Origin of the sequence: Arthrobacter sp. WCS2018Hpa-7, assembly GCF_031843805.1 — a bacterium.
Lineage (GTDB): Bacteria > Actinomycetota > Actinomycetes > Actinomycetales > Micrococcaceae > Arthrobacter.
Genome location: NZ_JAVTJB010000029.1, coordinates 18,299 through 32,181, shown reverse-complemented (window position 1 = coordinate 32,181; position 13,883 = coordinate 18,299). Strand labels below are relative to the sequence as shown.

General features: G+C 62.2%; 9 protein-coding genes and 1 tRNA gene. 2 read left to right on the top strand and 8 right to left on the bottom strand.

Annotated elements, in window-relative coordinates; translation table 11 throughout:
• Window positions 1–94: 94 nt before the first annotated feature.
• A complete protein-coding gene (locus tag RQH14_RS21300; RefSeq protein WP_311215112.1) occupies window positions 95–361 on the top strand; it encodes a hypothetical protein in 267 nt (88 codons plus the stop codon).
• Window positions 362–385: 24 nt separating this feature from the next.
• On the opposite strand, the gene RQH14_RS21295 is transcribed toward RQH14_RS21300, so the two are convergent.
• Together RQH14_RS21295 and RQH14_RS21290 are read right to left on the bottom strand one after the other, a co-directional pair.
• Complete coding sequence (locus RQH14_RS21295; RefSeq protein ID WP_311215111.1) at window positions 386–1,516, bottom strand: site-specific integrase; 1,131 nt, start codon at window positions 1,514–1,516, stop codon at window positions 386–388.
• A gap of 86 nt (window positions 1,517–1,602) precedes the next feature.
• A tRNA-Leu gene (locus RQH14_RS21290) sits at window positions 1,603–1,684 on the bottom strand.
• A 198-nt stretch (window positions 1,685–1,882) separates the two neighbouring features.
• On the opposite strand from RQH14_RS21290, the gene RQH14_RS21285 reads away from it, so the two are divergent.
• Window positions 1,883–2,488 (top strand): ANTAR domain-containing response regulator, encoded by a 606-nt coding sequence (locus tag RQH14_RS21285; RefSeq protein WP_011774540.1) that lies wholly within the window; start codon window positions 1,883–1,885, stop codon window positions 2,486–2,488.
• 144 nt (window positions 2,489–2,632) lie between these two features.
• On the opposite strand, the gene pyk is transcribed toward RQH14_RS21285, so the two are convergent.
• The 6 genes from pyk to trpB form a co-directional block, all read right to left on the bottom strand.
• Window positions 2,633–4,123 carry a pyruvate kinase gene (gene pyk, locus RQH14_RS21280; RefSeq protein ID WP_231338917.1) on the bottom strand — a complete coding sequence of 497 codons (1,491 nt, stop codon included), beginning with the start codon at window positions 4,121–4,123 and terminating at the stop codon, window positions 2,633–2,635.
• 54 nt (window positions 4,124–4,177) lie between these two features.
• Window positions 4,178–5,635 (bottom strand): glutamate synthase subunit beta, encoded by a 1,458-nt coding sequence (locus RQH14_RS21275; protein WP_311215110.1) that lies wholly within the window; start codon window positions 5,633–5,635, stop codon window positions 4,178–4,180.
• Window positions 5,628–10,241: a glutamate synthase large subunit gene (gene gltB, locus RQH14_RS21270; RefSeq protein ID WP_311215109.1), complete on the bottom strand. Its 4,614-nt coding sequence runs from the start codon at window positions 10,239–10,241 to the stop codon at window positions 5,628–5,630. Before gltB ends, RQH14_RS21275 begins: the two co-directional genes overlap by 8 nt.
• A gap of 259 nt (window positions 10,242–10,500) precedes the next feature.
• Window positions 10,501–11,655, bottom strand: a complete 1,155-nt coding sequence (lgt, locus tag RQH14_RS21265; protein WP_311215108.1) for a prolipoprotein diacylglyceryl transferase — start codon at window positions 11,653–11,655, stop codon at window positions 10,501–10,503.
• A gap of 20 nt (window positions 11,656–11,675) precedes the next feature.
• Complete coding sequence (trpA, locus tag RQH14_RS21260) at window positions 11,676–12,488, bottom strand: tryptophan synthase subunit alpha (protein ID WP_311215107.1); 813 nt, start codon at window positions 12,486–12,488, stop codon at window positions 11,676–11,678.
• Entirely contained in the window at window positions 12,488–13,864 is a 1,377-nt protein-coding gene (trpB, locus tag RQH14_RS21255) for a tryptophan synthase subunit beta (protein ID WP_311215106.1), read from the bottom strand. The genes trpA and trpB overlap by 1 nt, the downstream gene beginning before the upstream one ends.
• Window positions 13,865–13,883 lie beyond the last annotated feature (19 nt).

Sequence of the window (13,883 nt, the reverse complement as noted above, 5' to 3'; positions counted from 1 at the left end):
GCGAAGCACATACTGATATTGGCCGCCCTGTCATGTACTCACGAGCGACAATCCGAATGAATGACCAAGGTCAACGAACTAAGAGCGGACTGTCATGGACTTGGAATTCTTCGAACCTGCCGAAGCTGCAGCCCTCATGCGATGCAGCGAGGGTTGGCTGCGTGACGGCGCAGCCGCGGGACGCTTCCCTTACGCCTGCTGGGGCAAGGGAAAAATCGTCTTTACCTCTGAGCACATCGCAGAGATTGCCAGGATTAGCGAGATATTGCCCAGCTCCCGCGCGACACCCGGCGTTCCTGAGCGAAGCAACAGCAACACTCGGCTCATTGGCACTAGAGCCCGTAATCGAATTGCCTCCTAGGGCAAAGCTAGGACATCAACCGCATTACCGCATAAATGCTGACACCGACCGCTCCGTAGCATCTGCCCCAGCCTGCAAGGCTTCCGGCATGAGGTGGCCGTAAACGCCCTCCGTCGTCCTAGTCGAGGCGTGCCCCAAACGACGCGAGATCGTGAAGATAGGGACGCCGTCCTGAATTAGCCAGGAAGCATGCGTGTGTCGTAGATCGTGAATTCGTGGGTTCTTCCGAAGTCCCCGAGCCTGGGCAGCCTTCACTGCCGGCACCCAAAAGTGATGCCAGAACAGCTTGTGTACGATCCGCTCCCCCTTCGGCGTCGTGAACAGCAAGTCGCTACTCGGCCGCCCAGCCACCAACGGAATCAGCAGGTCAACCAGCGCAGGATTCAACCCGATGGTCCTCTTGCCTGCCCCTGTCTTCGTCGGCCCGATGTAAAACTGGTTCTGCCCGTCCCGCTTCCATGCCTTGTTGATCCGAGCCGTGGCCGGCTTGCCCAGCAAATCGATGTCAGCAACAGTCAGCGCCGTCGCTTCACCAAAGCGCGTCCCAGTCATGACCAGGAAGTTAGTGAAATCCTTGTACCGCTCCCCCATGCCGTCCATGATCAGGCCGAACTCAGCGTGGGTGAGGAACATCATCTCGTCCTCGGCCTTTTCGACGCTCGGCAGTTGCACGCCGCGGCAGGGATTGCGAGTGATGTAGCCGAGCATCTCTGCGGTATTCATCGACGCCGAGATCAGGCCGTGCACGTTCTTGATCGTCTTCGGTGAGCGTCCTTTAGCCATCATCGACTTCACCCAGTAGGCGATCATCCGATAGTCCAGCTTGTCGACGGGGACGTGGCCAATGACCTTCTTCACATGGAGATCAAGCATCGTCTGATACGTCTTGACGGTTCCACTCGACGGCCGGATCAGGAGGTCGATGTGCTCCTGAATTACTTCGCCAACCGTGGGTATCTTGGCTCTGTTGTCCAGAAGTGCCTGCTGGGCGATCTCAAACGATTGACCGTTCGCATCGAGCAACCGTTTGAGCGTTTCAGCCTCATGCGCGGAGTCGACAGTGATGCCCTGCTGCTTCCGAATCTTGGGGTCGCGCCAGACCACCATGAAGGACGAAGAGCCGTCCTTTTTGACGCGTTTCCGGATACTAGCCACATAAAAATGCTAGTTCCGTGTCAACGGATTTGGGGGTTTTGTCAACAGTCAGGGGCCATATAGGCCCCTGACCTGCGACAATACAGTGCCCGAGGTGGGACTCGAACCCACACACCTTTCGATACTGCATTTTGAGTGCAGCGCGTCTGCCAATTCCGCCACTCGGGCGCGGATTACCGGGAAGTTAATTCTCGCTGACTGCTCTCATTTCTGTGAGCAACGCGATCCTTTCCCAGCACGCGAAACTACTCTACATGCAGATAGGCTGATTCAAAGAACCGGGCGCGCTGATGCAACACAAACCAGCCATCAAAGAGTCCACACTAAGATGGACATGAACCCGCCGAACCTTTTCAAGGAGATCCCGTGACCGAACAGACGGAGTCCACGTCCACAGCCCAGCCGGCCCGACGCGTTGTCGTAGCCGAGGATGAGACCCTCATCCGCTTGGACATTATCGAGATCCTGAAGGGCGAAGGGTACGACGTCGTCGGCGAGGCAGACAACGGCGAGAAGGCCGTGCAGCTGGCCGAGGAACTGAAGCCTGACCTTGTCCTCATGGATGTCAAGATGCCCGTCATGGACGGCATCTCGGCGGCTGAGAAGATCGTCAAGGCCCGTATCGCGCCTGTTGTCCTGCTGACTGCTTTCAGCCAGAAGGAATTGGTGGAGCGGGCACGCGACGCCGGCGCCATGGCTTATGTCGTCAAGCCGTTCTCCCCCGCGGACCTGATCCCGGCCATTGAGATTGCTCTCTCCCGCCACGAGGAAATCAAGGCGCTTGAGAACGAGGTTTCCGACCTCCAGGAGCAGTTCGCCACGCGCAAGCTTGTAGAGCGCGCCAAGAGCCTCCTGACCACCAAGATGGGCCTGACGGAGCCGGAAGCTTTCCGCTGGATCCAGAAGACCTCCATGGACCGTCGCCTCAGCATGCGTGAGGTTGCCGAAACCATCATCAACCAGGTCAACTAGCGCCACCTGCAGTAAACGCACGACGACGGCCGCTCACCTCATGCGAAGTGGGCGGCCGCCGTCGTACTTACCAACAAAAACAAAGACACAACAAAATGCAGGCCCCACCAAAAGGTGGGGCCTGCATTCACGACAACCGAAGAACTATGCCTTGGCTTTGGACTTCTTTTCAGGCCACGGGCCAACAGGCTCCTTGCGCGAGGCGTCCACAGTGGACGTATCGGCGAGGTCGCCTACCTTGTGGACCTTCAGCGAGTTCGTGGAACCTGCCTGTCCGGGAGGGGAACCGGCAGCGATGACAACCAAGTCCCCTTCGTCCACGAGCTTCATGTCCAGCAGGCTGCGGTCCACCTGTGCGGTCATCTCGTCGGTGTGGCCCACGGTGGGGACCAGTACCGGCTGGATGCCCCAGGTGAGGGCGAGCTGGTTCCAGACGTGCTCCACAGGCGTGAACGCGAACACCGGCTTGACGGGGCGCAGGCGCGAGAGGCGTCGTGCCGAGTCACCGGACTGCGTGAACGTACAGATGTACTTGGCATCCAGCTGATCCGCGATTTCGACGGCGGCACGGGTGATGGCGCCACCGCGGGTCTTGGGCTTGGTGCCCAGCGGGGGTACGCGCTCAAGGCCGTGTACTTCAGTGGATTCGATGATCCGGGCCATGACCTTGACGGTTTCGATGGGGTACTGGCCCACGGAGGTTTCGCCGGAGAGCATGACTGCGTCGGCGCCGTCGAGCACTGCGTTGGCGCAGTCGGAAGCCTCGGCGCGCGTCGGACGCGGGTTGTCGATCATGGATTCCAGGACCTGCGTGGCCACGATGACCGGCTTGGCCCAGCGACGTGCCAGTTCAATGGCGCGCTTCTGGACGATCGGCACCTCTTCGAGCGGCAGCTCGACGCCGAGGTCGCCACGGGCAACCATGATGGCGTCGAAGGCGTCGATGATTTCGTGGAGCTGCTCCACGGCCTGCGGCTTTTCGATCTTGGCGATCACCGGCACACGGCGGCCCTCTTCATCCATGATCTCGTGGACGCGCGTGATGTCTGAGGCATCGCGAACGAACGAGAGTGCAATGAGGTCGGCGCCGCGCTTGAGAGCCCAACGGAGGTCGTCCTCGTCCTTTTCGCTCAGGGCGGGGACGTTGACTGCAACGCCGGGCAGGTTGATGCCCTTGTTGTTGGACACCTTGCCGCCAACTGTCACGGTGGTGACTACCTTGACGTCGTCAACCTCGATGGCGCGCAGCGCCACCTTTCCGTCGTCGATCAGCAGGGCGTCGCCCACGTTGACGTCCTCGGTGAGGCTCTTGAGCGTGGTTGAGCAGATGTCCTTGGTGCCGGGGACGTCTTCGGTGGTGATGGTGAAGGTGTCGCCGACGGCCAGCTCGTGGGGTCCGTCAACAAAACGGCCAAGACGGATCTTGGGTCCCTGGAGGTCGGCCATGATCGCAACAGGCTTGCCCAGCTGCGCCGCAGCCTTGCGGACGTTTTCGTAGGTGATGTCATGCACGGAGTAGTCGCCGTGGCTCATGTTCATGCGAGCAACGTCGACGCCGGCCTCCAGCACCGCGAGGGTGTTGTCGAAGCTGGAGATAGCCGGGCCGAAAGTTGCCACAATTTTCGCGCGTCTCATATACCTACCCTAAGTAGTTCATGCTGATTGAGTAAAAGATTGTTCCTGCCGGCGCTATAAGACCGCTATCGCCCGGTCGGTGGGGGCGACCGGTGCCGGGAGAATGGTGCTTCCCATCAGGAACTTGTCCACTGCGGCCGCACATGCACGGCCTTCCGCAATGGCCCACACAATCAGTGACTGGCCACGTCCGGCATCGCCGGCAACAAACACGCCCTCGGTGTTCGTCATGTAGTAGCCGTCGCGGGCAACGTTGCCCCGACCGTCGAACTCTGCGCTGACCTGCTCCGTGATTCCTGCCGGCTCGGCGCCGGTAAAGCCAAGGCTCAGGAAGACAAGGTCAGCTGGGATGATCCGTTCTGTACCGGCCTTGGGCAGGCGTTTGCCGTCCACGAACTCGGTTTCAGCAACTTTGACGCCGGTGAGTTTGCCGTTCTCTCCAACGAACTCAACGGTTGAGGCAAGGTAGGTACGCTCGCCGCCTTCTTCGTGGGCGCTGGCGACCTCGAACAGGGTGGGGAACGTCGGCCACGGCTGGTGGCCTGCACGTTCCGACGGCGGCTGCTTGCCGATCGCGAGCGTGGTCACCGAAGCGGCCTGGTGGCGGTGGGCAGTACCGATGCAGTCAGCACCGGTATCGCCACCACCAAGGATGACAACGTGCTTGCCGCGGGCATCGATGTGGTTTTCGGGGTTCTCCCCCGCCACCATGCGGTTCGAAGGAACCAAGTAGTCCATGGCGAAATGGACGCCCTCGAAGTCGCGGCCCGGGATGGGCAGGTCACGCGGCACAGTGGCGCCGGTGGCAACCACAACGGCGTCGTAACGGCGACGCAGCTGCTCCCACGTGACGTCCGTACCAACGGCGACTCCGGTCCGGAAGCGGGTGCCTTCGGCCTTCATCTGCTCCAGACGGCGGTCAACCTGTTCCTTCTCCATTTTGAAGTCGGGGATGCCGTAGCGGAGCAATCCGCCAATCTTGTCGTCGCGTTCGTAGACAGCCACAGTGTGGCCAACACGGGTCAGTTGCTGTGCGACGGCCAGGCCGGCAGGGCCTGAACCGACCACGGCCACTGTCTTTCCGGTGAGGCGCGTCGGCGGCAGCGGCTGGACCCAGTCGTTGTCGAAAGCCTGGTCGATGATCGAAACCTCAACCTGCTTGATGGTCACTGCAGGCTGGTTGATCCCCAGCACGCAGGACGCTTCGCACGGTGCAGGGCACAGACGACCCGTAAATTCCGGGAAGTTGTTCGTGGCGTGAAGTCGCTCAATGGCTTCTTCACCCTTGTCCCGCCACACGAGGTCATTCCATTCGGGAATGAGGTTGCCCAAGGGGCAGCCCTGGTGGCAGAACGGAACACCGCAATCCATGCAGCGGCCGGCCTGGCTCTTCAGGACGCCCTTCTCCTGCGCTTCGTACACTTCTTTCCAGTCCATGATGCGGACGGGAACGGGACGGCGTGGCTGCGTTTCGCGCTGCCGGACTTTCAGAAATCCGCGTGGATCAGCCACCGGTTACCTCCAGGATTCGAGACCATACTTCTTCGCCATCGGGGTCAAGGCCCTCTTCAATGGCGTCGAGTCGGGTTTGCAGGACTGCGGCGTAATCGCGCGGCAGCACTTTGGTGATGCGGGCGGCGGTGTCGTCGAAGTTCTCGAGCAGACGGCCGGCCAGGACTGATTCGGTTTCCTCAACGTGCTTGGTGAGCAGGCCGTGAACGATGTCGCGGTCCTCGGCGTCGAGCTCCAGAAGCTGGAGTTCGCCGGTGTCGAGGGCCATCTTGTTGACGCGCTCGGGCTGCAGGTCCAGCACATAGGCGGTTCCACCGGACATGCCGGCACCGAAGTTGCGTCCGGTGCGGCCGATGATGAGCGTCTGGCCACCGGTCATGTACTCGCACCCGTGATCGCCAATGCCTTCGACGACGGCGGTAGCGCCGGAGTTGCGGACCAGGAAACGTTCGCCCACCTGCCCACGCAGGAACATCTCGCCGCTGGTGGCACCGTAACCGATGACGTTGCCGGCAATAACGTTGCGTTCAGCCTGGAACACGTTGGTGCGGTCCGGGCGGACGATGATCCGTCCGCCGGAGAGACCCTTGCCGACGTAGTCGTTGGAATCGCCGAACATGCGCAGCGTGATGCCTGCGGGCAGGAACGCGCCGAGGGACTGGCCCGCGGTGCCGTTGAGCGTGACGTCGATGGTGTCGGTCGCCAGGACATCGATGCCGAACGTCTTGGTCACCACGTGGCCGAGCATCGTGCCCACGGAACGGTCCGTGTTGATGACGTCCAAGGTGATCTTGACCGGCATGCGGTCGCTGAGCGCTTCCTGGGCCATGGTGATGAGCCGCTGGTCGAAGTGCTTGTCCAGCTCGTGGTTCTGGCTGGTCATGTTGCGCAGCGGTACGTCGTCGTCGAACTCCAGCCCGTGCAGGATGGGGTCCAGGTCCAGCCCTTCGGCCTTCCAGTGGTTGATCGCTTCGCGGGTATCCAAGACCTCGGCGTGGCCAATGGCCTCTTCCAGGCTGCGGAAACCGAGCTCGGCAAGGATTTCGCGGACTTCTTCTGCGAGGAATTCGAAGAAGTTGACCACGAACTCGGGCTTGCCGTTGAACCGGGAGCGGAGCTCGGGGTTCTGTGTGGCAACACCAACGGGACAGGTGTCCAAATGGCAGACGCGCATCATGATGCAGCCGGAAACCACCAGCGGAGCAGTCGCGAATCCGTATTCCTCGCCACCCAGCAGGGCAGCAATGATGACGTCGCGGCCGGTCTTGAGCTGGCCATCCACCTGAACCACTACGCGGTCACGGAGACCGTTGAGCATCAGGGTCTGCTGGGTCTCGGCAAGGCCAAGTTCCCACGGCACGCCCGCGTGCTTCAGCGAGTTCAGCGGCGAGGCGCCGGTACCGCCGTCGTGGCCTGAAACAAGCACGACGTCGGCCTTCGCCTTGGTGACGCCGGACGCCACCGTGCCAATCCCGACTTCCGAAACCAGCTTCACATGCACACGGGCCGAAGGGTTGGCGCGCTTGGCATCGTAGATGAGCTGCGCGAGGTCTTCGATCGAGTAGATGTCGTGGTGCGGGGGCGGCGAAATGAGTCCGACGCCGGGAGTCGAGTGCCGCGTCCGGGCCACCCAGGGGTAAACCTTCTGGGCCATCAGCTGGCCACCTTCGCCGGGCTTGGCACCCTGCGCCATCTTGATCTGGATGTCGTCGGCGTTGGTCAGGTACAAACTGGTGACGCCGAAGCGGCCGGAAGCGATCTGCTTGATGGCAGAGCGGCGCTCCGGATCCAGCAGGCGGTCAACGTCCTCGCCACCTTCACCGGTGTTGGACTTGGCGCCCAAAAGGTTCATGGCAATGGCCAGGGTCTCGTGCGCTTCCTTGGAGATGGACCCGTAGCTCATGGCGCCCGTCGAGAAACGCTTGACGATGCTGGAAACGGGTTCCACTTCCTCGAGCGGAACAGCCGGACGGACCCCGTCTTTGAACTTGAGGAGCCCACGCAGGGTCATCAGGTTCTCGGACTGATCGTCAATGCCCTTGGTGTAAGACTTGAAGATGTCGTACCGGCGTTCGCGGGTAGCGTGCTGCAGGCGGAACACCGTCTCGGGGTTGAAGAGGTGCGGTTCACCGTCGCGGCGCCACTGATACTCGCCACCACCGAGCAACGGCTGGTGCGGGTGCTCAATGCCGCCCTCCGGGTAAGCCATCTGGTGGCGTGCCGAAACTTCGGCTGCGATGACATCGAGGCCGACGCCACCCAGCTGGGAGTGCGTTCCGGAGAAGAACTCGTCCACGAGCTCCTGAGACAGGCCCAACGCTTCGAAGGTCTGGGCGCCCGTGTAGGAAGCCACCGTGGAGATGCCCATTTTGGACATGATCTTCAGGACACCCTTGCCGAGGCCCTTGATGAGGTTGTAGACCCCGTCTTCGGCCGTGACGCCTGTGACGTCGCCGTTGGAGATCAGCTGTTCCACCGATTCCATGGCCAGGTATGGGTTGACTGCGGAAGCACCGTAGCCGATGAGTACCGCCACGTGGTGCGTCTCGCGGACGTCGCCGGCCTCGACCACCAGCGCGGTCTTGGTGCGGTTGGCGCTACGCAGCAGGTGGTGGTGAACGGCGCTGACCAGCAGGAGCGAGGGAATCGGCGCCCACTGGGCGTTCGAGTCACGGTCGGACAGCACCACGTACTGCACGCCGCGGTTGATGGCGCCGGAAACCTGTTCGCAGATCTCGGTCAGGCGGGCACGAAGCGCCGCTTCCCCACCCTCCGGGCGGTACAGTCCGCGGACCTTCATGGCGATGCGGTCGCCGTCGGGCGTTTCGATGTTCGCGATCTTGGCCAGCTGATCGTTGTTGATCACGGGGAACGGCAGGGAGATCTGCGGCTGGCGGACCTGCTTGCCGTCCAAAAGGTTGCCGTTGGGGCCGATGGCGCACGTCAGGGAGGTGACCAATTCTTCGCGGATGGCATCCAGCGGCGGGTTGGTGACCTGGGCGAAGGACTGCACAAAGTAGTCGAACAACAAGCGCGGGCGCTTGGAAAGGACAGCAACAGGAGTGTCGGAGCCCATGGCGCCCAAGGGCTCCGCACCGGTGCGTGACATCGGTCCGAGGAGGATCTTGAGTTCTTCGGTGGTGTACCCGAACGTGCGCTGGCGGATGTTGACCGACGCAGCGGTGTGGACCACGTGCTCGCGCTCAGGGAGCTCGTTGATGTCGATCAGGTTGTCCTTGAGCCATTCGGCCCACGGGTTGGCAGCGGCTACCTCGGCCTTGACCTCGGCGTCGTCAATGATGCGGCCGGCTTCGGTGTCCACCAGGAACATCTTGCCGGGGGCGACGCGGCCCTTCTTGACGACGTTGGAAGGCTCTACCTCGATCACGCCAACTTCGGAGGCGAAGATGATCAGGCCGTCTTCGGTGATCCAGTAGCGCCCAGGGCGCAGGCCATTGCGGTCCAGCGTTGCGCCAACGAGGTTGCCGTCGGTGAACGAGACTGCAGCCGGACCATCCCACGGCTCCATGAGCAGTGAGTGGTACTCGTAGAAAGCACGGCGGGCCGGATCCATGGTGGCGTGGTTCTCCCACGCTTCCGGGATCATCATCATGATGGAGTGCGTGATGGGGCGGCCGGACAGCCACAGGAGCTCGGCAACCTCGTCGAAGGAAGCGGAGTCCGAGGCACCGGGGGTGCAGATCGGGTACAGCTCTTCGGGAATGGAGCCCAACAGCGGGCTCGCCAGCTGCGACTGACGCGCACGCATCCAGTTGCGGTTGCCCTTGACAGTGTTGATCTCGCCGTTGTGCGCGATGGTGCGGAAAGGCTGCGCCAAGGGCCACGACGGGAACGTGTTGGTGGAGAAGCGCGAGTGGACGATCGCGAGCTTGGTCTTGAAACGCTGGTCCGAGAGGTCCGGATAGAACGGCTCCAGCTGCGCAGTGGTCAGCATGCCCTTGTACACAATGGTGCGCGAGGACAGCGACGGGAAGTACACGCCGAACTTGTTTTGGGCACGCTTGCGGATACGCCAGGCACGGGAGTCCAGCTCGTTGTGTTCCAGCTGCTCGCCGGTGGCAGAGGCAAAGAATGGCTGCGAGAAGTACGGCATACAGGCCCGTGCCATGGCGCCGACGAGGTCAGCGACCACGGGAACCTCACGCCAACCGAGGACCGTCAGGCCCTCGTCAGCGGCAAGGGCTTCAATGCCGGCTTTGGCGGTTTCCGCTTCGCGGGATTCAGCAGGGAGGAAGGCAGTGCCCACCACGTACTGGCCGGGAGCAGGCAGTTCGAATTCTGTGACGGCCCTGAAGAACTCGTCCGGAACCTGCATGAGCAGGCCCGCACCGTCGCCAGTACCTTCGTCGGCGCCCACGGCGCCGCGGTGTTCGAGATTGCGGAGGGCGGTCAGAGCCGCTTCCACGATGTCGTATCCCGGTTCCCCACGGAGCGTGGCAATAATAGCCAGGCCGCAGGCGTCCTTCTCCTTATCAGGGTTGTAAAGACCCTGGGCCTCCGGGAGCGCGGCAAAGCGCTTGAATGGAGACATGGCACCCTGAGGTTCGATATTTTCGGACCAACCGGGGTTATGAAGATGGGTCATGGGAGACGTCCTTCCTCGGAATCGTGCGTATGGAAGGGACAACGTTGGCCCCACCTTGCCTGCCCTGTGACGGGCACAACAAAGCGCTAGTAATTGGAATTGTAGGCCAGCCGATCCAGCGCAACGAACAGTTACGCAGACCTCTGGCCCCGGCTTGACCAGTGAACATCGGTATGCTGCGGTCCGGTTTCCGGGGTGCCACGACGCTGTGGACTGGGCCCTACGAGCGGTGACTCTGTTGCCCCTTTACCGAACGTGACTACTTGGTGTCGTCAGCCTTCGGCGTGGATCCGGGGGCCTTCCTTGCGGCAGTCGCAGCAGTTGTGGAATCCGTGGCGGACGTAGTGTCCTTTTCCGGCTTCCCTGCTGTTTCCTGCGGCTCGTCAACGTGGCCCGAATCGCTTTGGTTATCAGGGAGATTACCACGCGAACCAGTATCTGAGACAGATGCGTCCACATCATGACTGGTGACGCTTGTCACCGCAACGCGCTCTTTTTCGGCCTTCTCTTCCGGCTCACGCCCCGCCAAATAAGGGGTGTCGGGCACGGGGCGTCCCCGTCGGCCGAGGATGAAGAAAATGGCCAGCGCAGCAATGAAGACAAAGATGCTGGTCCACACATTGAGCCTGGTGGTGATGCCAAACAGGTTGATCTGTTCAGCATCATCAATGCGCAACGCCTCGATCCACACACGGCCCAGGGTGTAGTACACGGCGTAGAGCCAGAAGAGCCGGCCCCACCGGAAGTTGAACTTCTTGTCCAGCAGCAGCAGGATGGCCACGCCCACCAGGTTCCACAGCATCTCGTAGAGGAACGTGGGGTGGAACAGCGTGTCTGCAGCCATATCCGGCGGGAAGTTCGCGTTGGCTGGATCAATCTCGAGTCCCCAAGGCAGGGTGGTCGGCGCACCGAAGAGTTCCTGGTTGAACCAGTTCCCCAAACGGCCGATTGCCTGGGCCAGCAGGAGTCCGGGCGCTGCCGCGTCCAGGAAAGCCGTCAGTTTGACGCCGGCCCGGCGGCAACCAATCCACGCCCCTACCGCACCCAGGATGACGGCACCCCAAATGCCCAGTCCGCCTCGCTGTATCTGCGGAATCAGCGAGAGGTCCCCTGTACCGTCAAAGCCCGGACCGAAGTACGCGTCAGGTGAGGAGAACACGTGGTAGAGCCGGCCGCCGATGATGCCGAAAGGAATTGCCCAGATGGCAATGTCCCACAGGCTGCCTTCGGGAGCGCCACGGCGCTTCCATCGGGCCGACGTCAGCCACAGGCCAACGATGATGCCCGCCAGGATGCAGAGGGCGTACGCGTGGATACGCAGCGTCCCCCACGGTAGCGGAATGTCGAAACCGGACCACGATGGGCTCGGGATACTCATGGGGACCATTGCCGCTGCGTGGAGGACGGTCTGCATTCGCTTCGCTGTTTCCTTTTCTAGGCTTCTGCAGCTGCGCGGCCCAAGCCGGCGCTGAGGTTCTTGGTGAGTTGCCCCACGGCGTCCACGCCGCCATCGCGGAGGGCCGCCACCAGGGCGGTTCCAACGATCACGCCGTCAGCATAGGCAGCAATTTCGCGGACGTGGTCCGGGTTGGACACGCCCAAACCGACGCACACGCGCTCGGCTCCGGCAGCGTGCGACCGGGCCACCACGTCTTCAGCACTGCTGCTGACAGAGGTGCGCGTTCCGGTGACGCCCATGATCGAGACAGCGTAGACGAATCCACGGCTTGCCTTAACGGTCATGTCCAGTCGCTCCGGGGTGGACGAAGGTGCCACAAGAAACACCCGGTCCAAGCCGTACTTATCCGAGGCCTCGAACCACTCATGAGCCTCGTCAGGGACCAAATCGGGGGTGATAAGTCCTGCTCCCCCGGCTTCCGCCAGGCGACGGGAGAATTCATCGACGCCCATGCGCATGACGGGGTTCCAGTAGGTCATGACCAGCACGGCCGCATCGGTCGCGGCGGTGATGCCGGCGACAACGTCAAAAACGTTGCTGACACGGAATCCGTTGGCGATCGCCTCGGTGGTGGCAGCCTGGATGACCGGGCCGTCCATCACGGGATCGGAATACGGGATGCCGATTTCGATGAGGTCAGCGCCATTGCGGGCCAAAGCGATGCCCGCCTCGATACTCTCCTGGACCGTTGGGTACCCCGCGGGGAGGTAGCCCACCAGGGCGGCGCGGCCTTCTGCCTTGGCGCGATCGATGGCGGCAGCGGATTTGCTGGCGAATTCTTCAGTCATCAGTTCTGGTCCTCGTTGACATCCATGGCTGCATCGGACGCGCGCTCGGTGGGGCCCTTGGGCTTGCGCGTGGACAATGTAGTGCCCTTGACGTGCCCTTCTTCATCCAACATGTTGAACCAGGCCGCGGCTGTCTCCACGTCCTTGTCTCCACGACCGGACAGGTTCACGATCACCGTAACGTCGGAAGGGTTTTCCTTGCCTTCGGTCAATCGATGGCCAATCTTGATGGCGCCGGCCAAGGCGTGCGAGGACTCGATGGCCGGAATGATGCCCTCGGTCCGGCACAGGAGGCTGAAGGCGTCCATGGCTTCGGTATCCGTGACCGCCTCGTACGTGACGCGCCCAATATCGGCCAGGTAGGAGTGCTCCGGACCCACGCTGGGGTAGTCCAGGCCTGCCGAGATGGAGTGGGACTCGATGGTCTGGCCGTCTTCGTCCTGCATGAGATAGGAACGGGCGCCGTGCAGGACGCCGGGACGGCCCAGGGAGATCGCAGCAGCGTGGCGGCCGGTCTCTACACCTTCTCCGCCTGCTTCAAAGCCGTAGATCTGCACGGATGCGTCGTCAAGGAAAGCGTGGAACAGGCCGATCGCGTTGGACCCACCACCGATACATGCGGCAATGGCGTCGGGAAGCTTGCCCGTCTGCTCCAGGATCTGGCTGCGGGCTTCCTCGCCAATGACTTCGTGGAAGTAGCGGACCATGGCCGGGAACGGGTGTGCCCCGGCTGCGGTACCCAAAAGGTAGTGGGTGTGATCCACGTTCGCGACCCAGTCGCGCAAGGCGTCATTGATGGCGTCCTTGAGTGTCTGGGAGCCGTTGGTCACGGGCACCACGGTGGCTCCGAGCAGCTGCATGCGGGCAACGTTCAGGGCTTGGCGCCGGCAATCCTCAGCGCCCATGTAGACCACGCACTCGAGCCCCAGCAGCGCAGCGGCAGTGGCACTGGCCACGCCATGCTGGCCGGCACCGGTTTCGGCAATGACACGGGTCTTGCCCATCCGCTTGGCCAGGAGGGCCTGGCCCAGGACGTTGTTGATCTTGTGGGACCCGGTGTGGTTCAGGTCCTCGCGCTTGAGGAAGATGCGTGCTCCCCCGGCGTGCTCGGAGAAGCGTTTGGCTTCGGTGAGCAGGGAAGGCCTGCCGGAGTAGTTCTTGTTGAGGTCCTTGAGCTGAGCGATGAACGCGGGGTCGGCCTTGGCCTTCTCAAAGGTGTCCTGGACTTCGTCAAGGGCGGCGATGAGGGACTCAGGCATCCAGCGTCCGCCGTAGTTGCCGAAGTAGGGCCCGGAGGCGTTGCGCAGCGAAGGGCCACCTTGCAGGAATGCGTCGGCCGCATTCTCTTCTGAGCCGGCTGTTGGCGCGTCGACCATCAGTCTCACCGTCCTGTTC

Coding starts and splice junctions, on each gene's coding strand:
- RQH14_RS21300 (WP_311215112.1), top strand. CDS start 95: ATGGACTTGGAATTCTTCGAACCTGCCGAAGCTGCAGCCCTCATGCGA.
- pyk (WP_231338917.1), bottom strand. CDS start 4,123: ATGAGACGCGCGAAAATTGTGGCAACTTTCGGCCCGGCTATCTCCAGC.
- gltB (WP_311215109.1), bottom strand. CDS start 10,241: ATGACCCATCTTCATAACCCCGGTTGGTCCGAAAATATCGAACCTCAG.
- lgt (WP_311215108.1), bottom strand. CDS start 11,655: ATGCAGACCGTCCTCCACGCAGCGGCAATGGTCCCCATGAGTATCCCG.
- trpA (WP_311215107.1), bottom strand. CDS start 12,488: ATGACTGAAGAATTCGCCAGCAAATCCGCTGCCGCCATCGATCGCGCC.
- trpB (WP_311215106.1), bottom strand. CDS start 13,864: ATGGTCGACGCGCCAACAGCCGGCTCAGAAGAGAATGCGGCCGACGCA.